This window comes from Streptomyces sp. UF-297 (assembly GCF_058245575.1).
In genome coordinates this window covers 18,376-40,473 of record NZ_JBSIBZ010000089.1, presented here as the reverse complement: position 1 = coordinate 40,473, position 22,098 = coordinate 18,376, and the positions used below count along the sequence as shown (strand labels likewise).

The 22,098-nt window shown below is 70.6% G+C and carries 19 protein-coding genes; 15 read left to right on the top strand and 4 right to left on the bottom strand.

The annotated features are described in order from the left end of the window. Both prcB and prcA read left to right on the top strand, forming a co-directional pair. On the top strand, positions 1-710 hold a 710-nt coding region (gene prcB / locus AC4IJH_RS35485; protein WP_490856089.1), incomplete at its 5' end, for a proteasome subunit beta. Positions 711-776: 66 nt separating this feature from the next. Continuing rightward, positions 777-1,562 (top strand): proteasome subunit alpha, encoded by a 786-nt coding sequence (gene prcA, locus AC4IJH_RS35480; protein ID WP_490856088.1) that lies wholly within the window; start codon positions 777-779, stop codon positions 1,560-1,562. A gap of 75 nt (positions 1,563-1,637) precedes the next feature. On the opposite strand, the gene AC4IJH_RS35475 is transcribed toward prcA, so the two are convergent. Next, entirely contained in the window at positions 1,638-2,687 is a 1,050-nt protein-coding gene (locus tag AC4IJH_RS35475; RefSeq protein ID WP_490856087.1) for a LacI family DNA-binding transcriptional regulator, read from the bottom strand. Positions 2,688-2,851: 164 nt separating this feature from the next. On the opposite strand from AC4IJH_RS35475, the gene AC4IJH_RS35470 reads away from it, so the two are divergent. From AC4IJH_RS35470 to AC4IJH_RS35420, 11 genes are all read left to right on the top strand, one after another. Further along, entirely contained in the window at positions 2,852-4,123 is a 1,272-nt protein-coding gene (locus AC4IJH_RS35470) for an MFS transporter (protein ID WP_490856086.1), read from the top strand. A gap of 9 nt (positions 4,124-4,132) precedes the next feature. Beyond that, on the top strand, positions 4,133-5,494 hold the full coding sequence (gene pafA, locus AC4IJH_RS35465; protein ID WP_490856085.1) for a Pup--protein ligase: 1,362 nt from the start codon (positions 4,133-4,135) through the stop codon (positions 5,492-5,494). A gap of 147 nt (positions 5,495-5,641) precedes the next feature. Further along, entirely contained in the window at positions 5,642-6,631 is a 990-nt protein-coding gene (locus tag AC4IJH_RS35460) for an FKBP-type peptidyl-prolyl cis-trans isomerase (protein ID WP_490856084.1), read from the top strand. 71 nt (positions 6,632-6,702) lie between these two features. Next, positions 6,703-7,077, top strand: a complete 375-nt coding sequence (locus AC4IJH_RS35455) for an FKBP-type peptidyl-prolyl cis-trans isomerase (protein ID WP_490856083.1) — start codon at positions 6,703-6,705, stop codon at positions 7,075-7,077. A gap of 116 nt (positions 7,078-7,193) precedes the next feature. Then, positions 7,194-8,210 (top strand): helix-turn-helix transcriptional regulator, encoded by a 1,017-nt coding sequence (locus AC4IJH_RS35450; protein WP_490856082.1) that lies wholly within the window; start codon positions 7,194-7,196, stop codon positions 8,208-8,210. Positions 8,211-8,228: 18 nt separating this feature from the next. Next, positions 8,229-9,179, top strand: a complete 951-nt coding sequence (locus AC4IJH_RS35445; RefSeq protein ID WP_490856081.1) for a helix-turn-helix transcriptional regulator — start codon at positions 8,229-8,231, stop codon at positions 9,177-9,179. Positions 9,180-9,345: 166 nt separating this feature from the next. Then, on the top strand, positions 9,346-9,570 hold the full coding sequence (locus AC4IJH_RS35440; RefSeq protein WP_490856080.1) for a hypothetical protein: 225 nt from the start codon (positions 9,346-9,348) through the stop codon (positions 9,568-9,570). A 35-nt stretch (positions 9,571-9,605) separates the two neighbouring features. After that, positions 9,606-9,809: a hypothetical protein gene (locus tag AC4IJH_RS35435; protein ID WP_490856079.1), complete on the top strand. Its 204-nt coding sequence runs from the start codon at positions 9,606-9,608 to the stop codon at positions 9,807-9,809. Positions 9,810-10,068: 259 nt separating this feature from the next. Further along, positions 10,069-10,371, top strand: a complete 303-nt coding sequence (tatA, locus tag AC4IJH_RS35430) for a Sec-independent protein translocase subunit TatA (RefSeq protein ID WP_490856078.1) — start codon at positions 10,069-10,071, stop codon at positions 10,369-10,371. 62 nt (positions 10,372-10,433) lie between these two features. Continuing rightward, positions 10,434-11,414: a twin-arginine translocase subunit TatC gene (gene tatC / locus AC4IJH_RS35425; protein ID WP_490856077.1), complete on the top strand. Its 981-nt coding sequence runs from the start codon at positions 10,434-10,436 to the stop codon at positions 11,412-11,414. Between the two features lie 138 nt (positions 11,415-11,552). Then, complete coding sequence (locus AC4IJH_RS35420; protein WP_490856076.1) at positions 11,553-14,369, top strand: DEAD/DEAH box helicase; 2,817 nt, start codon at positions 11,553-11,555, stop codon at positions 14,367-14,369. A gap of 137 nt (positions 14,370-14,506) precedes the next feature. Here AC4IJH_RS35420 and AC4IJH_RS35415 read toward each other — a convergent pair whose 3' ends face one another. The 3 genes from AC4IJH_RS35415 to AC4IJH_RS35405 form a co-directional block, all read right to left on the bottom strand. After that, entirely contained in the window at positions 14,507-15,607 is a 1,101-nt protein-coding gene (locus tag AC4IJH_RS35415; RefSeq protein WP_490856075.1) for an LLM class flavin-dependent oxidoreductase, read from the bottom strand. 634 nt (positions 15,608-16,241) lie between these two features. Next, a complete protein-coding gene (locus AC4IJH_RS35410) occupies positions 16,242-17,108 on the bottom strand; it encodes a siderophore-interacting protein (protein ID WP_490856074.1) in 867 nt (288 codons plus the stop codon). A 50-nt stretch (positions 17,109-17,158) separates the two neighbouring features. Continuing rightward, positions 17,159-18,073: a 5'-3' exonuclease gene (locus AC4IJH_RS35405; protein WP_490856091.1), complete on the bottom strand. Its 915-nt coding sequence runs from the start codon at positions 18,071-18,073 to the stop codon at positions 17,159-17,161. A 266-nt stretch (positions 18,074-18,339) separates the two neighbouring features. Here AC4IJH_RS35405 and AC4IJH_RS35400 point away from each other — a divergent pair, with 266 nt between their 5' ends. Both AC4IJH_RS35400 and AC4IJH_RS35395 read left to right on the top strand, forming a co-directional pair. Further along, the gene (locus tag AC4IJH_RS35400) at positions 18,340-19,488 is read left to right on the top strand and encodes a quaternary amine ABC transporter ATP-binding protein (RefSeq protein WP_490856073.1); all 1,149 of its coding nucleotides are present in this window, start codon (positions 18,340-18,342) and stop codon (positions 19,486-19,488) included. After that, positions 19,481-22,087: an ABC transporter permease/substrate binding protein gene (locus AC4IJH_RS35395; RefSeq protein ID WP_490856072.1), complete on the top strand. Its 2,607-nt coding sequence runs from the start codon at positions 19,481-19,483 to the stop codon at positions 22,085-22,087. The genes AC4IJH_RS35400 and AC4IJH_RS35395 overlap by 8 nt, the downstream gene beginning before the upstream one ends. Positions 22,088-22,098 lie beyond the last annotated feature (11 nt).

The following is a 22,098-nucleotide window of genomic DNA, read 5'->3' as shown; positions in this document are numbered from 1 at the left end:
GGGCCGCCCCCCCCCCCCCCCCCACCACGATCGTGGCGCTATCCTTCCCCGGGGGTGTGGTGCTCGCCGGTGACCGGCGGGCGACGATGGGCAATGTCATCGCGCAGCGCGATATCGAGAAGGTCTTCCCGGCCGATGAGTACTCCGCTGTCGGCATCGCCGGCACGGCCGGGCTCGCGATCGAGATGGTCAAGCTCTTCCAGCTGGAGCTGGAGCACTTCGAGAAGGTCGAAGGTGCCCAACTCTCCCTGGAGGGCAAGGCGAATCGCCTCTCGACGATGATTCGCAGCAATCTCGGAATGGCGATGCAGGGGCTGGCCGTGGTGCCGCTGTTCGCCGGCTGGGACGTCGACCGCCAAAAGGGCCGTATCTTCTCCTACGACGTGACCGGCGGGCGTTCGGAGGAGCACGGCTACTCCGCCACCGGCTCCGGTTCGGTCTTCGCGCGCGGCGCCCTGAAGAAGCTCTACCGCGACGACTTCAGTGAGCAGCAGGCCGCCACCGCCGTGGTCCAGTCGCTCTACGACGCGGCCGACGACGACTCGGCGACCGGCGGGCCCGACCTGGGCCGGAAGATCTTCCCGCTCGTCCTGGTGATCACCGAGGACGGCTTCAGGAAGCTCACCGAGGCCGAGGTGTCGGAGATCGCCCGTGCCGTCCACGAGCGCCGGCTGGAAGAGCCCGACGGCCCGCGCGCCGCGCTGCTCTGACGGGACGGATGATCCGGAATGCTTTCGCCAGCGAGCGAGCCACTGACAGAAAGGGACGGATAACCGGTGTCGACGCCGTTTTATGTCTCACCCCAGCAGGCCATGGCCGACCGTGCCGAGTACGCCCGCAAGGGCATCGCGCGCGGCCGCAGCGTCGTGGTACTGCAGTACACCGACGGCGTTGCGTTCGTCGCCGAGAATCCCTCCCGCGCCCTGCACAAGGTCAGCGAGATCTATGACCGCATCGCCTTCGCGGCGGTCGGCAAATACAACGAGTTCGAGAATCTGCGGATCGGCGGTGTGCGCTATGCCGATCTGCGGGGCTACACCTACGACCGCGACGATGTGACCGCGCGCGGCCTGGCCAACGTCTACGCGCAGACGCTGGGCGGGATCTTCTCCAGCGCGGCCGAGAAGCCCTACGAGGTCGAGCTGATCGTCGCCGAGGTCGGCAGCGCCCCCGAGGACGACCAGATCTACCGGCTGCCGCACGACGGCTCGATCGTGGACGAGCACGGTTCGGTCGCCATCGGCGGCAACGCCGACCAGATCAGCAGCTATCTCGACCAGCACCACCGGGACGGCATGACCCTCGGCGAGGTGCTCAAGCTCGCCGTGGAGTCGCTCTCGCGCGACAACAACGGCGGGGAGCGCACGCTGACCGCCGAGCAGCTGGAGGTCGCGGTCCTGGACCGTACGCGCCCCCAGCAGCGCAAGTTCAAGCGCGTACTGGGCCGTCAGCTCTCCCGCCTGCTGGAGGAGAACGGCCCGGCGCAGGAGAGTGCGGCGGACTCCAAGGAGACGGGCGCGGGTTCCACGGACTCCGAGTCCGGCTCCGACTCCGAGGACTAGCCCGGCCGCTCCTCGGCTCTGTGCGCCGTGCGCCCCGGTGGGTCAACTCCCGCCGGGGCGCACGGCGTTGTGCGCTCAGTGCGGCGGCGGTGCGGTGGAGCCGCGGACGACCAGTTCCACCGGGAGCGTGGTGGGGGCGGGCGGGGCGCCGTCCAGGGTGTGCATCAGGGCGCGCATGCCGGCCTCGCCGACGTGCTCGGCGGGCAGGCGTACGGTCGTCAGCTCCGGGTCGATGGCCACGGACAGCGCCAGGTCGTCGAAGCCGGTCACGGAGACGTCCTCGGGCACCCGCAGGCCCAGGCGCCGCGCGGCCTTGCAGGCCCCGGCCGCCAGGATGTCGTCGTCGCACAGCAGCGCGGTGGGGCGCGGTCCGGGGGCGGTCAGCGCGGCGTGGGCGGCGCGCAGCCCCGCCTGGACGGTGAGCGCGGCGGGCTCGGTGCGCAGGACGGTGCCGGGGGCCTGGCCGATCGCGCGGGCCACCGTGCGGGCCCGTGCACGGAAGGTCCAGGCGTCCACGGCTGCCGCGAGGTGGGTGATGCGGCGGTGGCCCAGGGCCAGCAGATGGCCGGTCACCTGCCCGAAGCCGTCCGCGATATCGAGGTTGACGGTCGCCGCCGCCTGGCCGTCCTCGGGGTCGCTGTCCAGCATGACCAGCGGCAGGTCCCCGCCGCGCACGGCCGAGAGCGCACCGGCCGCCATGGACGAGGCGATCACGCCGTCCAGTGAGGCGCGCGCGGAGTCGAACGGGTCGCGGGCGGGGCCGGTGCCGTCGGGGGAGGGGTAGACCACCACGCCGAAGTCGCGCTCGGCGGCGGCGCGGGCGGCTCCGGTGTAGACCCGGGCGAAGAACTCGTTGGTCAGGGCCGGGACGACGAGCAGCGCCGTACGGGTGCGGCCCAGGCGCAGATTGCGCGCCGCGAGGTTGGGGCGGTAGCCCAGCTCGCGGGCGGCGGCGCGGACGGCCTCGGCCTTCGCGGGGGAGACCCGCCCGCTCCACTTGTCGCGCAGGACCAGTGAGACGGCGGCCTGCGAGACGCCGGCGGCGCGGGCGACGTCCCGGCTGGTCGCGCGGGCGGTGGCGGGCGCCGCGGCGGGCTGCGGCGCCGGGACCTCGTGGGGCGTCACCTTGGTCCGTACTCCTCGTGTGCCGGCGTCTGGGTTCTTGGGCTGCGGCTGTGCGCCGCCCGCCGCCGGGCCATGGACCCGGGGGCTGCGGCCATGGTACGTATAACGGCGCACGTTATACGTAACACTTCCCGGTGACGCCGGGAGGGGACGGAGGGGCCGCGATGGCCGGGGGATACATAGACCTGCTCAGAACGCGCCATGCGGCCCGGCTGCTGGCCGGGACCCTGCTGGGCCGGCTGCCGAACGCGGTCGGCCCGCTGGCGGTGGTGCTCTTCGCCCGCTCCCAGGGCGGGAGTTACGCCCTGGCCGGGGCGCTCTCGGCCGTCTACGGCATCAGCAACGCCATCGGGCAGCCGCTGCTGGGCCGGGCCGTGGACCTGTACGGACAGCCGCGGGTGATGCTGCCCGCCTCGGTGGTCTCGGCGCTGGGCATGCTGCTGCTGGCCGTCACCGGGCTGGACCCGCTGCCTCTGGCGTACGTGGCGGTGGTGATCGCCGGGCTCTTCACCCCGCCGCTGGAGGGCGGGCTGCGCGCGCTGTGGCCGGGCGTACTGGGGCGCGCGGACCGGGTGCACGCCGCCTACGCGCTGGACGCGGTGGCCCAGGAAGTGATGTTCACGGTCGGCCCGCTACTGGTCACGCTGACGGTGGCCGCGTGGTCGGAGCGGGCCGCGCTGCTGGTGATCAACGTCGTCGGGGTGCTCGGCGCGCTGTCCGTGGTGCTCTCCGGGCCGTCGCGGCGCTGGCGCAGCGCGCCGCGCCAGGCACACTGGCTGGGCGCGCTGCGCTCCTCGGGGATGCTGGTGCTCATCGGCACGTTCTTCTTCGTCGGCCTCGCGCAGGGCGCGATCGCGGTGGCCGCGGTCGCCTACGCGGACGAGCACGGCGGCGGTCTGGTCTCCAGTTATCTGCTCTCCGCCTTCTCCTTCGGCGCGCTGCTGGGCGGCGCGGTCTACGGGGCGCGGCAGTGGCCGGGGCAGCCGGAAAACCGGCTGCGGCTGCTGGTGGCCCTGCTGGCGCTGGGGTATCTGCCGCTGGCACTGGCGCCGGGGGTGGCGGCCATGACGGCGCTGAACGGAGTCGCGGGCATCTTCCTGGCGCCCTCGCTCGCCTGTGCGTTCGTGGTGGTGGACCGGCACGCGCCCGAGGGCACGGTCACGGAGGCCTTCTCGTGGCTGGTGACGACCTTCGGCGTCGGCTCGGCGGTGGGCATGACCGTGGAGGGCCCGGCGGTGGAATCCGGTGGTCCGGGGGCGGGTTTCGCCGTCGCGGGCGCCGCCGGGATCGCGGCGCTGCTCGTACTTCTGGCGGCCCGGCGCTTCCTGACGCCCCTTCCGGTGAGTGCGCCGGGAGCGGTGATGACCAAGGGCGCGGCGGAAAATGATCGAAACGGGGCCGCCGAACCCGGTTTCAGAGCAGGCCATCAGGCGTAATGTTCAGTCATGGACCGCCGCATTTTCGGGCTGGAGAACGAGTACGGCGTCACGTGCACGTTCAGGGGACAGCGCCGACTGTCTCCTGACGAAGTGGCGCGGTACCTCTTCCGCCGTGTCGTGTCATGGGGCCGCAGCAGCAATGTCTTTCTGCGGAACGGCGCCCGCCTGTACTTGGACGTGGGTTCGCACCCGGAATACGCAACTCCCGAGTGCGACAACGTGACCGAACTGGTCACCCACGACAAAGCGGGCGAGCGCATTCTCGAAGGCCTGCTCGTCGACGCCGAACGCCGCCTGCACGAGGAGGGAATCGCGGGCGACGTCTATCTCTTCAAGAACAACACCGATTCTGCGGGGAACTCCTATGGTTGCCACGAGAACTATCTCGTCGCCCGCCACGGGGAGTTCTCCCGGCTAGCGGACATTCTCATTCCGTTCCTGGTCACCCGGCAGTTGCTGTGCGGTGCGGGCAAGGTGTTGCAGACCCCGCGCGGCGCGGTCTACTGCGTCAGCCAGCGGGCCGAGCACATCTGGGAGGGCGTCTCCTCGGCGACCACCCGCTCGCGCCCGATCATCAACACCCGCGACGAGCCGCACGCGGACGCCGAGCGCTACCGCCGGCTGCACGTCATCGTGGGCGACTCCAACATGTCCGAGACGACCATGCTGCTCAAGGTCGGCGCCACCGACCTCGTGCTGCGCATGATCGAGGCGGGCACGGTCATGCGGGACCTGACGCTGGAGAACCCCATCCGGGCCATCCGCGAGGTCAGCCACGACATCACCGGGCAGCGCAAGGTGCGCCTGGCGTCCGGCAGGGAGGCCTCGGCGCTGGAGGTGCAGCAGGAGTACTACGAGAAGGCCGTGGACTTCTGCGAGCGCCGCGGTATCCGTACGGGCACGGTCGAGCAGGTCCTGGAGCTGTGGGGCCGCACGCTGGAGTCGATCCGTACCGAGGACCTGGACAAGATCTCCACCGAGATCGACTGGGTGATGAAGTACCAGCTCATCGAGCGCTACCGGGCGAAGAACAACATCACCATGTCGCACCCCCGGGTCGCCCAGATAGATCTCGCCTACCACGACATCCACCGCCGCCGCGGGCTGTACTACCTCTTGGAGCGCAAGGGGCAGGCGGCGAGGATCTGCAACGATCTGAAGATCTTCGAGGGCAAGTCGGTGCCGCCGCAGACCACCCGCGCGCGGCTGCGCGGCGATTTCATCCGCCGTGCTCAGGAACAGCGGCGCGACTTCACCGTCGACTGGGTGCATCTCAAGCTCAACGACCAGGCGCAGCGCACGGTGTTGTGCAAGGACCCGTTCCGTTCCGTGGACGACCGGGTGGAGAAACTGATCGCCGGAATGTGACCCTCCGGTGACGCTGTGATGTGCCGGGAGCGGAAGGCTCCCGGCACATTGCTGTGTGCCGGGCTGTGTTGCGGCTGGAAATCAGCGGGGGGACAGGTCGTAGAGTGACGGGCATTGCCCACTCACCCCCGAGCCCGAGTTGGATCGATGAACTTCACGAAGAACACCCGTCGTGCTGCGGCCGCGGCGCTGACCGTGCCCATCCTGCTGTTCACTGCCGCCTGTGGGTCCGAGGACGGCAAGGGGTCCTCCAAGGCCGCGGTCGTCAAGGTGGAGGGCAAGTCGGGGGAGCAGCCCAAGATCTCCGCCCCCAAGGACGCCAAGCCCGCCGACGAGGTCGTCACCAAGACCGTCATCGAGGGCAAGGGCGACGCCGTGAAGAAGGGCGACCTGCTGCGCCTGGACTGGGCGGCCCAGACGATGAAGGGCCAGGCGCTGGGCAGCAGCTGGACGCCGGTGCCCGGTGTGGACCCCAAGGCGCCGCGCCGCCAGGTCGTCACCGAGCTCTCCGACCAGCCCACCCAGCAGGAGGTGCCGCCGAAGGTGATGGAGGCGCTGGTGGGTCAGAAGGCCGGCAGCCGGGTCTCCGTGGAGGGCACGGCCAAGGCGCTGATCGGTGAGGGCCTCAACCCGCAGTCGGGCATCACCCCGCAGGACGGCCTGGTCTGGGTCGTCGACGTGCTCGGCGCCAAGAAGGTCGACAAGAAGGCCAAGGCCGAGGGCGAGCAGGCCGCCGTCGAGGACGGCATGCCTCAGGTGAAGGCGGAGGGCGACAAGCCCGCCGAGATCACCATCCCCAAGGGCGAGAAGGCTCCCGGTGAGCTCAAGCAGCAGGTGCTGATCAAGGGCAAGGGCCCGGAGGTCAAGGCCGGCCAGGGGCTCGTCGCGCAGTACACCGGCGTGAAGTGGGAGGACGGCAAGATGTTCGACTCCTCCTACAAGCACGCGGGTGCCACGGCCTTCCAGATCGGCAACGGCAGCGTCGTCAAGGGCTGGGACCAGGCGCTGGTCGGCAAGCACGTCGGTGACCGGGTGCTGGTCGTGATCCCGCCGAAGCTGGCGTACGGCGGTCAGCCGACCAGCGAGCTGGCGAAGAACACCCTGGTCTTCTCCATCGACATCGTCGGCACGGTCTGACCCGTAGCTGCCGACCGGTATCTGCAAGACTGTCGCGGTAATCGTAAAGATTCGTTCGTAGGAGCACATTCGTGAACATCGACAAGCCCGAGATCGACTTCCCTGAGGGCGAGGCTCCCACCGAGCTGCAGATCGTCGACCTGTGGGAGGGCGACGGGGCGGTCGCCAAGGCCGGGGACTTCGTCAAGGTCCACTACGTCGGCGTCTCCTTCAGCTCGGGCGAGGAGTTCGACGCCAGCTGGAACCGCGGCAACCCGCTGGAGTTCCAGCTGGGCGCCGGCCAGGTCATCGCCGGCTGGGACCAGGGTGTGCAGGGCATGAAGGTCGGCGGCCGCCGCCGGCTGACCATCCCGCCGCACCTGGCCTACGGCGACCGCGGCGCCGGTGGCGGCCGCATCGCCCCGGGCGAGACGCTGATCTTCGTCTGTGACCTGATCGCCGTCTGAGCCCCGCTCCGACCGGCCCGAGGGCCCATGCCTGCACCGGCATGGGCCCTCGGCTTTTGCCGCAGCTACCCGGGGCGGTACGGTCAACGGTCGAAAGCCAACGAGAAAGGGCGTCGATGGCCATTGCCAAGGCCGAGCGGCTGATGAACCTGGCGCTGTGCCTGCTGGGGACCCGGCGCCCGCTGACCAAGCACGAGTTGCGGGCCTCCATCGAGGCATACGTCGAGGCGTTCGGGCCGGGGAGAGGCGCGGCGTCCGGGCCGGGGAACGGTTCGTCCGGCGGCGACGACTCCTTCAACCGGATGTTCGAGCGCGACAAGGACGACCTGCGCGAGCTGGGCCTGGTCATCGAGACCGTCGAGGGCCTGGAGGGCGACACCGGCTACCTCGCCCGCCGCGACAGCAACCGGCTGCCCCCCATCACGCTCGACGCCGAGGAGGCCGCGGCCCTCGGGCTCGCCGCCAAGGTCTGGCAGCAGGCCCGCCTGGCCGGGGCCGCCAGCGGGGCGCTGCAGAAGCTGCGCGCGGCCGGCATGCCGCTGGCCCGGGACGAGGGCGGGTACGAGCCCCAGCAGCCGCACAGCGCCCTCGAACCGCGCATTCCCGCTCACGAAGCGGCCTTCGAGCCGCTGATGCTGGCCTGCCGCGACCGCCGTCCGGTCGTTTTCGACTACCGCAAGTCCACGGCCGCCCGCCCCGAGCAGCGCCATGTGGAGCCGTGGATCCTGGAGTGCTGGCGCGGCCACTGGTACCTGGCGGGCTGGGACCGCGACCGGCAGGCCGAGCGCGTCTTCCGCCTCTCCCGCATCACCGGCAAGGTCCGTTCCCGGCAGGGCAAGTTCACCGCCGAGGTGCCCGACCACGTCACCGTCCGCGAGACCGTGGAGAGCTGGGCGGGGGAGACCGCCACCGGCACCGCCCGTATCAAGCTCCGCGCCGACCACGGCTATCCGCTGCGCGCCCGCGCCAAGAGCATCCGCGACCTGGGCGGGGGCTGGGACGAACTGGAGATCCCCAACGGGCACGGACTGGACGCCTGGCTGGTGGAGTTCGGCCCCGATGTGGTCGTACTGGAACCCGCCGAACTGCGGACCGACGTGGTGGACCGGCTGCGCGCCGTGGCCAAGGGCTGAGAGGGACGTCAACACTCCATGGCTTCGAACGCGATCGACCAGACCCGCCGGATGCTGTCGCTGGTGACGTATCTGCGCGAGCGCCCCGGCGCCCGCGTCGAGGACGTCGCCCGCGCCTTCGGCATCACCGAGGACGAGCTCATCGCCGACCTGGACGTACTGCCGATGTGCGGTACGAGCTTCCGCGGCGGCGACCTGCTGGACATCGACACCGACGGCGACCGCATCTGGTGGCACAACCCCGACGACGTCGCGGAGCCGCTGCGCCTGGCCGCCGACGAGGCCACCGCCCTGCTGGTGGCCGCCCGCGCGGTGGCCACCCTGCCCGGGCTGCGCGAGGGCGACCGGCAGGCGCTGCTGCGCGCCACCGCGAAGCTGGAGGCCGCGGCCGGTGAGGCGGCGGGCGCCTCCTCCCGCCTCTCGGTCTCCTTCGAGTCCGAGGGCGGCGTCTTCGCCGACGTGGACCGGGCGATCGCCGAGCGGCGCCGGCTGTGGCTGCGCTACTACTCGCCCGCCCGCGACGAGCTCACCGAGCGCGAGGTGGACCCGATCCGCCTGTTCGCCGTCGGCCACACCTACGTCGAGGCGTGGTGCCGCCTGTCGGAGGCGCGCCGCACCTTCCGGCTGGACCGGGTCGCCGAGATCAAGCTGCTGGACGCCCCCGCCGACCCGCCGCCGATAGAACTGCGCGATCTGTCCGAGGGGCTGGTGCAGCCCGCCGCCGAGGACCCCGAGGTGGTCATCGAGGTGGCACCCGGCGGGCGCTGGGTGGCGGAGTACTACCCGCACGACAGCGCGGAGGAGCTGCCCGACGGAGGGCTGCGGATCACCCTGCGCACCCCGGACCCGGCCTCCCTGCGCCGCCTCGCGCTGCGCCTGGGCAGGGACGGGCGGATCGTCTCCCCGCAGGCACTCGCCGACAGCGCGCGGCAGGCGGCGGCACAGGCACTGGCGGCATACGGCGAGTGAAGGGGCCGCGATGACGACTTCGACCACGACTGCGCCGACCCCACAGGCTCCGACGACGTCGACGGCCGCCGCGACCACCGCTGTCACCGCGGCGGCCGCGCCCCCGGCCGCCGGTGTGACTGCGTCTTCGGCTGCGTCCTCCGCTTCCGCGCGGAGGGTGGCGGCGATGGCGGGAGAGGTGCTCTTCAAGGCGGCCTGCCCCGACTGCCGGGGGCGCTTCGAACTGGCCTCGGAGGCCTTCCGGCTGGCGATCGGCGCCAGCCGCCGTACCACCTTCTACTCCTTCACCTGCCCGGACTGCGGGACGGCCGTGCGCAAACCCGCGGGGGAGCGGATCATCGAGCTCCTCACCGGCGGCGGGGTGCGCACCCTGCGTCTGCACACCGGCTGAACTCCGCTTTCCGTACGCCCCGATAGGCTCCCTCCATGTTCTGGCCCATGCTCGCCATCGCCCTCGGTTTCGCCGGCCTCGCCGTGCTCGGCGTCCTCGCCGTCCGTGTCTTCGTCGAAGTACGGCGTCTCGCGCGGCAGGTGGGGCGGGCCAGCGAGCAGATCCAGCGCGCGGCACAGGACTTGGAGCGGGCCGCCACCCCGCTCGCGGCGCGCGCCGGAGGAGCGGGCACATCCTGACCGGCGCATCCGCGATGTGATCTGCCAGACAAGAGCCGACAAGCTCCGACAACCGCACCCTCCTGTGGCCATTGCGCGGGAGGTACGCTGCTGAACGCGGGCCGACGAGCGAGGCACGGCCCGCAACCGGGAGTGCGCACAGGGATTGCCCAGCGTTCACCCCTGCGCGTTACGATCGCTGCCAGCACGGCGGACGGACGCATGTCCGATCGGTCGGGCAGCCCCACCCCCAGCCGCCTCGGTGAGAAGGTAAACACTTATGTTCGGTGGAAAGATCGGCGCACCCGAGATCATTCTCATCCTCGTCGTCATCATTCTGCTGTTCGGCGCCAAGAAGCTTCCCGACATGGCGCGCTCGCTCGGCAAGTCCGCCCGCATCCTCAAGAGCGAGGCCAAGGCGATGAAGAAGGAGGGTTCGGAGAACCAGACCGCCCCCTCCGACCCGCCGAAGAAGGACGACCCGCAGCAGGCCGCCCCCCGGACGATCCAGGCCGCGCCCGGCGATGTGAGCAGCGCCCGCCCGGTCACGGAACCGACCGACAGCACTTCTTCTCAGCGCTGACCGAGGACCCTGTGGGGCAGCGGCCACCAGCCGCTGTCCGTTGCACGAGATGAGGACGTGGGTTGCTCAAGTCTGCCCTCAAGAAGGACAAGAAGGAGAAGGACCCCGAGGGGCGGATGCCTCTCGCGGAGCATTTGCGCGAGCTGCGCAACCGGCTCGCGAAGGCGCTGGTGGCCGTCTTGGTCGTCACGGTCGTCGCGGCGTTCTTCTACAACGAGATCATCAACTTCTTCACCAAGCCGGTGCTGGAGTCGGTGGGCTGCCCGACGTCTTTTGCCGAGCTGGCCAAGCAGCCCAAGGGCACGGCCTGCGCGCGCATCACCCTCAACGGCCTGCTCAGCCCCTTCACCCTCGCGCTGAAGGTCTCGCTGATGGCCGGTGTCGTTCTCGCCTCCCCGGTGTGGCTCTACCAGCTGTGGGCCTTCCTCGCTCCCGGCCTGCACCGCAATGAGAAGAAGTACGCGCGCAGCTTCGTGGGCGCGGGCTTCCCGCTGTTTTTGATCGGCGCCTACTTCGCGTACTCGGTCCTGCCGACGACCGCGAAGGTGCTGCTGGACTTCACGCCGAACGACGTGGAAAACCTGCTGCCGCTGGACGGCCTGCTCGACCTGGTCACGCGCATGGTCGTGGTCTTCGGCCTGTCCTTCGAGCTGCCGCTGCTGCTGGTCCTGCTGAACTTCGGCGGTGTGCTCACCGGCAAGCGGATGCTCGGCTGGTGGCGCGGCATGATCATGGGCATCACCGTCTTCTCGGCGATCGCCACCCCCAGCACCGACCCGCTGACGATGATCATGCTGGCCGGCCCCATCGTGCTGCTCTACTTCACGGCCGTGATCATCGCGCTGGGCAACGATGCCCGTAAGGCACGCAGGGAGGCCGAGGGACCCGGTGACGACGAGGCCGCCGAGCTGGACCTGACCCCCGCCGACATCGGTGAGGTCGAGCGGCTGGAGACGCCGCCGATGCTGCCGGGCCAGGCCAACGGCGACCCGCGCGGACCGGGCGAAGGACCGCGGCGCAACGGTTACGACGACGCGACCTGAGCCCCTGACGGACCGGATCCGCAAGGCCCCCGCTCTTCCTGAGCGGGGGCCTTCGCGCTGTGCGGCCGGGCCCGCGGGTAAAGGCCGTCCATAAAGATCGAGTGGCTGTCAGTGGTGGCCGGTAGTCTCGTAAGCACGATGACCGAGGACATGTCCCCTGCTGAGCGCTATGCCGCCGCCCGGCTCCGCGCGGCCGAGCAGGCAACCGCGCTCGCCCCTTTCAAAGAGATGTACGACTTCGCCCTGGACCCGTTCCAGATCGAGGCGTGTCAGGCCATGGAGGCCGGCCAGGGCGTGCTGGTCGCCGCCCCCACCGGCTCCGGCAAGACGATCGTCGGCGAGTTCGCCGTCCACCTGGCCCTGCGGCAGGGCCGCAAGTGCTTCTACACCACGCCCATCAAGGCCCTCTCGAACCAGAAGTACCAGGACCTGGTCAAGCGCTACGGCGCCGAGCAGGTCGGCCTGCTCACCGGCGACAACAGTGTCAACTCCGAGGCGCCGGTGGTCGTGATGACCACCGAGGTGCTGCGCAACATGCTCTACGCGGGCTCGCAGTCGCTGCTCGGACTCGGCTATGTGGTCATGGACGAGGTCCACTATCTCTCCGACCGCTTCCGCGGAGCCGTATGGGAGGAGGTGATCATCCATCTCCCCGAGTCCGTGACGCTGGTGTCCCTGTCGGCGACGGTCTCCAACGCCGAGGAGTTCGGCGACTGGCTGGACACCGTCCGCGGCGACACCAAGGTGATCGTCTCCGAGCACCGCCCGGTGCCGCTGTGGCAGCACGTCCTGGCCGGACGCCGGATGTACGACCTCTTCGAGGAGCGCGACGGCCACGGCGGCGGCAGACGCGAGGTCAACCCCGACCTGGAGCGGCTGGCCCGGATGGAGAACAGCCGCCCCACCTTCGGCAAGGACAAGCGCCGCGGCCGCAATATGCGCGAGGCGGACCGGGAGCGTGAGCGCCGCTCGCGCAGCCGTATCTGGACGCCCAGCCGCGTCGAGGTCATCGACCGTCTCGACAACGAGGGCCTGCTGCCCGCGATCACCTTCATCTTCAGCCGCGCCGGCTGCGAGGCCGCCGTACAGCAGTGCCTGTATTCGGGCCTCAGGCTCAACGACCAGGCGGCGCGCGAGAAGGTCCGCAAGATCGTCGAGGACCGGACCGCCGGTATCCCCGACGAGGACCTGCACGTGCTCGGCTACTTCGAGTGGCTGGAGGGCCTGGAGCGGGGCATCGCGGCCCACCACGCCGGCATGCTGCCGACCTTCAAGGAGGTCGTGGAGGAACTGTTCGTCAAGGGCCTGGTCAAGGCGGTCTTCGCCACCGAGACCCTGGCGCTGGGCATCAACATGCCCGCGCGCTCGGTGGTGTTGGAGAAGCTGGTGAAGTGGAACGGCGAGCAGCACGCCGACATCACCCCCGGCGAGTACACCCAGCTGACCGGGCGCGCGGGGCGGCGCGGCATCGACGTCGAGGGCCACGCCGTCGTGCTGTGGCAGCGCGGCATGGACCCGGGCGCGCTGGCGGGCCTGGCAGGGACGCGCACGTACCCGCTGCGCTCCTCCTTCAAGCCGTCCTACAACATGGCGGTCAACCTGGTCTCGCAGTTCGGGCGGCACCGCTCGCGCGAGCTGCTGGAGATGTCCTTCGCGCAGTTCCAGGCGGACAAGTCGGTCGTCGGTATCTCGCGCCAGGTGCAGAAGAACGAGGAGGGCCTGGAGGGCTACAAGGCCTCGATGACCTGCCACCTCGGCGACTTCGAGGAGTACTCCCGGCTGCGGCGCGACCTGAAGGACCGCGAGACGGAGCTGGCCAAGCAGGGCGCGGCGCAGCGCCGGGTGGCGGCGGCAGCGGCGCTGGAGAAGCTGCGGCCCGGCGACGTGATCCACGTCCCCACGGGCAAGTACGCCGGGCTCGCGCTCGTCCTGGACCCGGGCATGCCCTCGGGGCGCACGAACGGCCACCGAGGCTTCGACGCGCACGACGGCCCGCGCCCGCTCGTGCTGACCGCCGAGCGGCAGGTCAAGCGGCTGGCCTCGATCGACTTCCCGGTGCCCGTCGAGGCGCTGGAGCGGATGCGCATCCCCAAGTCCTTCAACGCCCGCAGCCCGCAGTCGCGCCGCGATCTGGCCTCCGCGCTGCGCACCAAGGCCGGTCATCTGGTGCCCGACCGGCACCGCAAGAAGCGCTCGGCGGCGGCGGACGACCGGGAGATCACCCGGCTGCGCACGGCGATCCGCGCGCACCCCTGTCACGGCTGCGACGAGCGCGAGGACCACGCGCGGTGGGCCGAGCGCTACCACCGACTGCTGCGGGACACCCGGCAGTTGGAGCGCCGCATCGAAGGCCGTACGAACACCATCGCGCGCACCTTCGACCGGATCTGTGCGCTGCTGACCGAGCTGGACTATCTGGAAGGTGACACGGTCACCGACGAGGGACGGCGGCTGGCGCGGCTGTACGGCGAGCTGGACCTGCTGGCCAGCGAGTGCCTGCGCGACGGCGTGTGGGAGGGACTGGGGCCGGCCGAACTGGCGGCCTGCGCCTCGGCGCTGGTGTACGAGGCGCGGCAGGCCGACGACGCGGTGGCGCCGAAGCTGCCGTCGGGCAAGGCGCGGGACGCGCTGGGCGAGATGGTGCGCATCTGGGGCCGGCTGGACGCCCTGGAGGAGGACCACAAGATCAACCAGGCGGAGGGGGTCGGGCAGCGCGAGCCGGATCTGGGCTTCGCCTGGGCCGCGTACCAGTGGGCCTCCGGGGTCGGGCTGGACGAGGTACTGCGCGAGGCGGAGATGCCGGCGGGGGACTTCGTGCGGTGGTGCAAGCAGCTGATCGATGTGCTGGGGCAGATTGCGGCGGCGGCCCCGCCGGGGGGCTCCGTGGCGCGGAACGCCCGTAAGGCCGTGGACGGTGTGCTGCGGGGGGTTGTGGCGTACTCGTCGGTGGGCTGAGGCGGGGGTGTGTGCGGGCCCCTTGATCGCCGGGGCTCGTCCTCGAACGCCGGGCGGGCTGGGAAAACCAGCCCGCCCGGCGTTCGAGGACACGGCCGCCGCAGGCGGGGCGTTGCCGCCGCAGGCGGCCGGGGGAATTACGCGGCTGCCCGGGCCGCGTCCCGCTTGGCCACTTCCTCGCGGACGATGGGGATGACGTGGCGGCCGAAGTCGATGGCGTCGTCGAGGAGGTCGTAGCCGCGGGCGGAGAGGATGTCCACGCCGAGGTCGTAGTAGTCCAGGAGGGCCTGGGCGACCGTCTCGGGGGTGCCGACCAGGGCGGTGGAGTTGCCCGCGCCGCCCGTCTCCGCGGCGGTCGGTGTCCACAGCGCGCGGTCGTGCCGCTCGCCCTGCGCCGCGACCGCCAGCAGCCGCTGCGAGCCGGAGTTCTCCGGGCTGTGCAGCGGATGGCGGCGCGGCGGCGGGCTGCCGGCCTTGCGGGCCTTGATCCGGTCCAGGGTGCGGTGCGCCTTCTCCCAGGCCAGTTCCTCGGTCGGCGCGATGATCGGGCGGAAGGCCACCTGGATCTTGGGTACGTCGCTGCGCCCCGCGGCCTTGGCCGCCGCCTTCACCGACTCGATCTGCTCCGCCGTCTGGGCCAGCGGTTCGCCCCACAGGCAGAAGATGTCGGCCTCGGCGCCGCCCGCCGCGTACGCCGCGGGGGAGGAGCCGCCGAACGAGACCCGTGGGTGCGGCTGTTGGACGGGGAAGGTGTCGCTGACGTAGTCGTTGAAGCGGTAGTGGGCGCCCTCGTGGTCGAAGGCCTCGCGGCTGGTCCAGATCTTCTTGACGATCTGGATGTACTCGCGGGTGCGGGCGTAGCGCTCGTCCTTGGTCAGGAAGTCGCCCTCGCGCTGCTGCTCGTGGTCGTTGCCGCCGGTGATGAAGTGCACGGCGAGTCGGCCGTCGCTGATCTGGTCCAGGGTGGCGAAGGTCCGCGCGGCGAACGTCGGGCAGGAGACGTTGGGGCGGTGGGCGACCAGGATCTGCAGGGCCTCGGTGCGCGCGGCGATATAGGCGGCGGCCGGGGACGGGTCGGGCGATCCGGAGCTGTAGGCGAACAGGACCCGGTCCCAGCCGTACTCCTCGTGGGCGCGGGCGAGTTTGAGCGTGTACTCCTTGTCGAAGGACACGCCGGAGCGCCGGGTGACTTCGGAACCTTCGTTGGTCGCGGCTATGCCGAGGAACTCGACAGGCATGGGTACGGCCTCGTCTTCTCGTAGGTCATGCGGGGTGAAAGCGCCGGTGCACGGCGTGGTGCGCTACGGAGAAGTCAGCGGCAACAGGAAGCCGACCACACTCGACCGAAGTCGATGTGGTCGCGGGTGACCAGCCGCTGGAAAGGTCGCATGGGCTCAGTGGAACAGGCGAATGCGTGCCTCGTCAACCAATTTCCTTGACGGGGAGCCGGGTTGGGACGCGCGGGTGGCGTGTCGCCCCGGCCCGTGCGCGCCGTCCGACACGCCGCTTCTCGCGCCCCGTACGCCGCCTTCCGTACGGGTGCGCCGCCCGGCGACGGGCCGCGGGCAGGCGGGGGTACGGGGGCGGAAGGGCGCCGCGGCCTCGCATTCCCAGCCGGCGGCGGCAGGTGACGGCCGATGTCCGGGGACGCCATGCCGGGACGCCACGAGGGCGCGGTTTCGGCCAGTGGGCATGGCGGCATCGCGTCCGCACGGCGCACGCTTCTGCCCCTGGCTTGCCCGCCAACGGGTCGCGGCAACCGTCCGTCGCAGCGCCGGGCCCCGCGTACGGCGAAGGAGGGGCGCCGGGAGAGCGAAACGGCGCGGGCGCCCGGTGAACGGGCGCCCGCGCCGAGCGAGTTGGGGCCGTGGCTCAGGAAGCGGCGGGCACGGCCGGCGCGGTGCCTTCCTGCTCCGCCTCCACCTGCTGGTTCCACTGGGACTTGGAGGCCTGCCAGCCGTCCTCGTCGTGGCCGCGGCGCCAGTAGCCGGAGATGGACAGCGCCTCGCGCGGGATCTCGTGCTCCACGCGGAGCACCCGGCGCAGCTCCTTGACGAAGCCCGCCTCGCCGTGGACGAAGGCGTGCACCTGGCCGTCCGGGAAGGGCAGGGAGCGTACGGCCTGCACCAGGCGCTCGCCGACCGGGGCGCCGTCGCGGTGCAGCCACACGATCTCGGCGCCCTCGGGCGCGTCCAGCTTCTGTTCCTCCGCGGGCCCGGAGACCTCGATGAAGGCGTGGACGGGCACGCCGGCCGGCATGCGCTCCAGGGAGGCGGCGATGGCCGGCAGCGCGCTCTCGTCGCCCGCGAGCAGATGCCAGTCGGCGTCGGCCGAGGGGGCGTAGCCGCCGCCGGGGCCGAGGAAGAGGGCCTCCTCGCCCGGCTGTACCCGCGCCGCCCACGGCCCGGCCAGGCCCTCGTCGCCGTGCACCACGAAGTCGACCGCCATCTCGCGGGCCTCGGCGTCCCAGCTGCGCACGGTGTACGTACGCGTGGTCGGCCACTGGTCGCGGGGGAGCTCCTCGCGGATCTGGGCGATGTCCAGGGGCTGGGGGTAGTCCACGCCCGGCTGGAGGAAGACGAGCTTGATGTAGTGGTCGGTGTACTCGCCCGCGGCGAACTGCGCGAGGCCCTCTCCGCCCAGCACCACCCGCACCATGTGGGGGGTGAGCTGTTCCGTGCGCACCACCCGGGCACGGTTCAGCTTGGGCTTACGGCGGGCCGGACGGTCTGCTGCCACGGCGATCTCCCCTGATGCGCTGATTGGTTAGGTATACCTAACCTAACAGGTCATTTCTGGAGGGTGGCCAGCAGCCGGTGCAAAGATCCGCCCAAGCCCCACTGCTCCGCGAGCGCCTCCAGGCTCTGGGGGTCGGCCGGCTCGGCGGGCAGCGCCGGGTCGAAGTCGGGCAGCTCGACGTCGGAGGCGACGCGGACCACCTTCGGCGCCACCGCCAGATACGGGCGGGACTCGGTCAGCCGCTTGCGCTGGGACGGCGTGATCTTGGAGGCCGGGTCCTCGGCCGCCGCGATGATCCCCGCGAGGTCGCCGTAGGAGGCCAGCAGCTTGGCCGCGGTCTTCTCGCCGATGCCCGGCACGCCGGGCAGTCCGTCGCTCGGGTCGCCGCGCAGCAGCGCCAGATCCGCATAGCCCGGCCCGCTCACGCCGTACTTCTCACGCAGCAGCTCCTCGTCGGTGAGCTGGAGGGTGCCCACGCCCTTGACCGGATACAGGACGCGGATGCCGCGCGCGTCGTCCACGAGCTGGAAGAGGTCGCGGTCGCCGGTGACGATGTCCACCGGGCCGCCCGCCCGCGCGGTGAGCGTGCCGATGATGTCGTCGGCCTCGTACCCCGGGGCGCCGACGCGGGCGATGCCGATCGCGTCCAGGACGTCCTCGATGACGGGGACCTGCGGGGAGAGGGTGTCCGGGATCTCCTCCTCGTCGGGGTCCGCCGAGCCGGCCGGGGCCTCCTCGGCGACGCGGTGCGCCTTGTAGGAGGGGATCAGATCGACCCGCCACTGGGGGCGCCAGTCGAAGTCCATGCAGGCCACCAGCTGGTCGGGCTGGTGGTCCTGGACCAGGCGGGCGATGAAGTCCAGCAGCCCGCGCACCGCGTTGACCGGGGTGCCGTCCGGGGCCTTGACGGATTCCGGGACGCCGAAATAGGCGCGGAAATACAGCGAGGCGGTGTCGAGGAGCATCAGGCGTGGAGTCACCTTCGAAATGATGCCGTACGCCGCTGACAGAGGCCCGTGCGCCACCGACGGGTCCCGGCTGATGCCCGCCACTCTCTGTGAAGTGGATCACTGTTGCGTTTGGGGCGGATGAGCAGGGGCAGGCGCGCACCCGGAGTGGACCCGGTAGGGATTTCAACCTTTCTATCGGTATATGCGGGCCGAAACCGCACCGCTTCACGACCTGCCGGCGGGGGAGGCGGGTCGTTTTCAGTGCAACAAGAGAGGTGTATGTGTCCAGGCTGCAAGCCGAGCACTTGTACAAGGTGTTCGGCAGACGACCCCAGGACGCGGTGCGACGGCTCGAGGACGGGGCGACCCGGGACGAGCTGCGCGCCGAAGGCACGACCGCCGCGGTGATCGACGCGTCGATCGAGGTCGGCGAGGGTCAGATCTTCGTCGTGATGGGTCTGTCCGGATCCGGTAAGTCCACGCTGCTGCGCATGCTCAACGGGCTGCTGGAGCCGACCTCCGGAAGCGTCCGGTTCGACGGCCAGGACCTCACCTCGCTCACCCCCGCCGAGCTGCGCAAGGTCCGTTCCGAGAAGATCTCCATGGTCTTCCAGCACTTCGCGCTCTTCCCGCACCGCAGCGTGCTGGAGAACGCCGCCTACGGCCTGGAGGTCCAGGGCGTCCCGCGCGCCGAGCGCCTGAAGCGGGCCACCGAGGCCCTGGAGCTGGCGGGCCTGAAGGGCTGGGAGAAGTCCTGGCCCGACGAGCTGTCCGGCGGTATGCAGCAGCGGGTGGGCCTGGCCCGCGCGCTGGCCACCGACGCCGACCTGCTGCTGATGGACGAGTCCTTCAGCGCCCTGGACCCGCTGATCCGGCGCGACATGCAGGACCAGCTGCTGGAGCTGCAGAAGACCCTGAAGAAGACCATCGTCTTCATCACCCACGACCTGAACGAGGCCATGCGCCTGGGCGACCGGATCGCCGTCATGCGCGACGGCCGGGTCGTGCAGATCGGCAGCGCCGAGGACATCCTGGTCACCCCGGCGAACGACTATGTCGCCTCCTTCACCCAGGACGTGGACCGCGCCCGGGTGCTGACCGCCGGCGCGATCATGTCGGACGTCCAGGACGTGCTGGGCGGCAAGGACGCCGGCGGCCGGGAGATACGCACCGAGGCCGACCTGCTGGCCGCCGCGCCCGCCACCGTCACCGAGGACACCCCCCTCATCGAGCTGTTCACCCCCTGCTCGACCAGCGGTGTCGCGGTCGCCGTGACCGGCCAGGACGGCAAGCTGATCGGCGCCGTGCCGCGCGCCCGGCTGCTGGCCGTGCTCGGCGAGCCCGCCAAGGAGACCGAGGAGCCCGCCGTCCAGGACGAGCCCGCAGCTTCGGCCGCCGAGGCCAAGGGCAAGGTGAGCGCTGGTGCCTAGGATCCAACTCGGCTCGTGGGCCAGCTCCGCCGTCGACTGGCTGCGGGACAACCTCGCCTGGCTCTTCGACTTCATCACCACGGTCCTGACCGGGGTCTACGACGGCATCCTCGCCGTTCTGAACGCCCCCGAGCCGCTGCTGCTGGCCGGCATCTTCGCGGTGATCGCCTGGTGGCTGCGCGGCCTGCCCGCCGCCCTGCTCACCTTCGTCGGCTTCGCGCTGATCGACTCCATCCAGCAGTGGGACACGACCATGCAGTCGCTGTCCCTGGTACTGGTCGCCTGCCTGATCACGGTCGTGGTCGCGGTGCCGCTGGGCATCTGGGCCGCGCGCAGCCGTGTGGTCAGCTCGGTGCTGCGCCCGGTGCTGGACCTGATGCAGACGATGCCCGCGATGGTCTACCTCATCCCCGGCATCCTCTTCTTCGGCGTCGGCGTGGTGCCCGGCATGGTCGCCACCATCGTCTTCTCCATGCCGCCCGCGGTGCGCATGACCGAGCTGGGCATCCGGCAGGTCGACGGTGAACTGGTCGAGGCCGCCGAGGCGTTCGGTACGCACCCGCGCCGCACCCTCTTCCGCGTCCAGCTGCCGCTGGCGCTGCCCACGATCATGGCGGGCATCAACCAGGTCATCATGCTCGCGCTGTCCATGGTCGTCATCGCCGGCATGGTCGGCGGCGGCGGTCTGGGCCAGTCCGTCTACAACGCGATCAGCTCCGTCAATGTCGCCCTCGGCTTCGAGGCGGGCCTCGCGGTCGTCATCCTGGCCATGTACCTGGACCGGATGACCGGCGCCCTGAACCAGCGGGTCTCCCCGCTGGGCCGGCGAGCGCTGGCCAAGGCGCAGGCGGCGCTGGGCGGGGCGAAGTTCCTGCGCTGGCGCCCGGCTACCTCCGTGGCGATGGTCGGCGTGGTCGTGCTGGCGCTGGTCGCCGGCGGCCTGAACGTCTTCGGCAAGGACTCCGAGGACGCGGCCAAGGGCGGCGGCAACGGCCGCGCCATCAGCCTCGGTTACGTCAACTGGGACGAGGGCAAGGCCACCACGTACCTGTGGAAGGAGATCCTGGAGCAGCGCGGCTACAAGCCCACCGCCAAGCCCCTGGAGGCGGGCGCGCTCTTCACCGGCCAGGCCCGCGGCGACATCGACGTGCAGACCAACGCCTGGCTGCCCACCACCCACGAGCAGTACTGGAAGAAGTACCAGGACAAGCTCGAGGACCTGGGCACCTGGTACGACAAGACCTCGCTGGAGATCGCGGTCCCCTCCTACGTCAAGGACGTGAAGTCCCTGGAGGACCTCAAGGGCAAGGGCTCGACCTTCGGCGGCAAGATCTACGGCATCGAGCCGGGCGCCGGCGAGATGAAGATCTACAAGGAGAAGGTCCAGAAGGAGTACGGGCTTCAGGGCGAGTACCAGCTGGTGGAGGCCTCCACCTCCTCCATGCTCGCCGAGCTGGACCGCGCCTACCGCGCCAAGAAGCCCATCGCGGTCACCCTGTGGTCCCCGCACTGGGCCTACGACAAGTACGACCTGACCAAGCTGAAGGACCCCCAGGGCGCCTTCGGCTCCGGTGACGGTCTGCACCTGCTGGGCCGCAAGGGCTTCGCCAAGGACGAGCCCGAGGTCGCGGCCTGGATGAAGAACTTCAAGCTGGACGAGAAGCAGCTCACCAGCCTGGAGAACGAGCTGCACCAGGCCGGCGAGGGCAACGAGCAGGACGGTGTGCGCGCCTGGCTCAAGCAGCACCCCGGCCTGGTCGACAAGATCGCGCCGACCGGCGGCGGTACGTACGCCAAGGGCCGGGACGCCGGCAAGTCGCCGATGATCGGCTACCCGGCGTGGGACGAGGGCATCGCCACCACCTACCTGTGGAAGAACGTCCTGGAGAAGCGCGGCTACACGCCCAAGGTCCGCAACCTGGACGTCGGTCCGCTGTTCACCGGCCTGTCCACCGGCCAGCTCGATGTGGAGCTGGACGGCTGGCTGCCGGTCGCGCAGAAGCAGTACTGGGACACGTACAAGAAGGACCTCGTGGACGTCGGGGCCTGGTACGACAAGACCTCGCTGGAGATCTCCGTCCCCGACTACGTCAAGGACGTGAAGTCCCTGGACGATCTGCGCGAGCACAAGGACGAGTTCAAGGGCAAGATCATCGGTATTGAGCCGGGCACCGGCCAGATGAAGCGCCTCAAGGACGAGGTGCTGCCCGCCTACGGCCTTGAGGACTTCGAGGTCACCGAGGCCGGCACCTCCTCCATGCTCGCCGAGCTGGAGCGCGCCTACGCCAAGAAGGAGCCCGTCGCGGTCGTCCTGTGGTCGCCGCACTGGGCGTACAACAAGTACAAGATGACCAAGCTGGCCGACCCCAAGGGCACCTGGGGCGCCAACAACCAGATCAAGACGCTGGGCCACAAGAGCTTCCCGGACAAGTTCCCGGAGTTCCACGGCTGGCTGAAGAACTGGAAGATGACGCCGGAGGAGCTCGGAAGCCTGGAGCAGGCCATCCAGAACGCGGGCAAGGGCAACGAGGACAAGGGCGTCGAGCAGTGGGTGGACGCGCACCCCGGCATCGTCGACAAGATGGCGCCGGTCAAGTGAGGCCGTAGCCG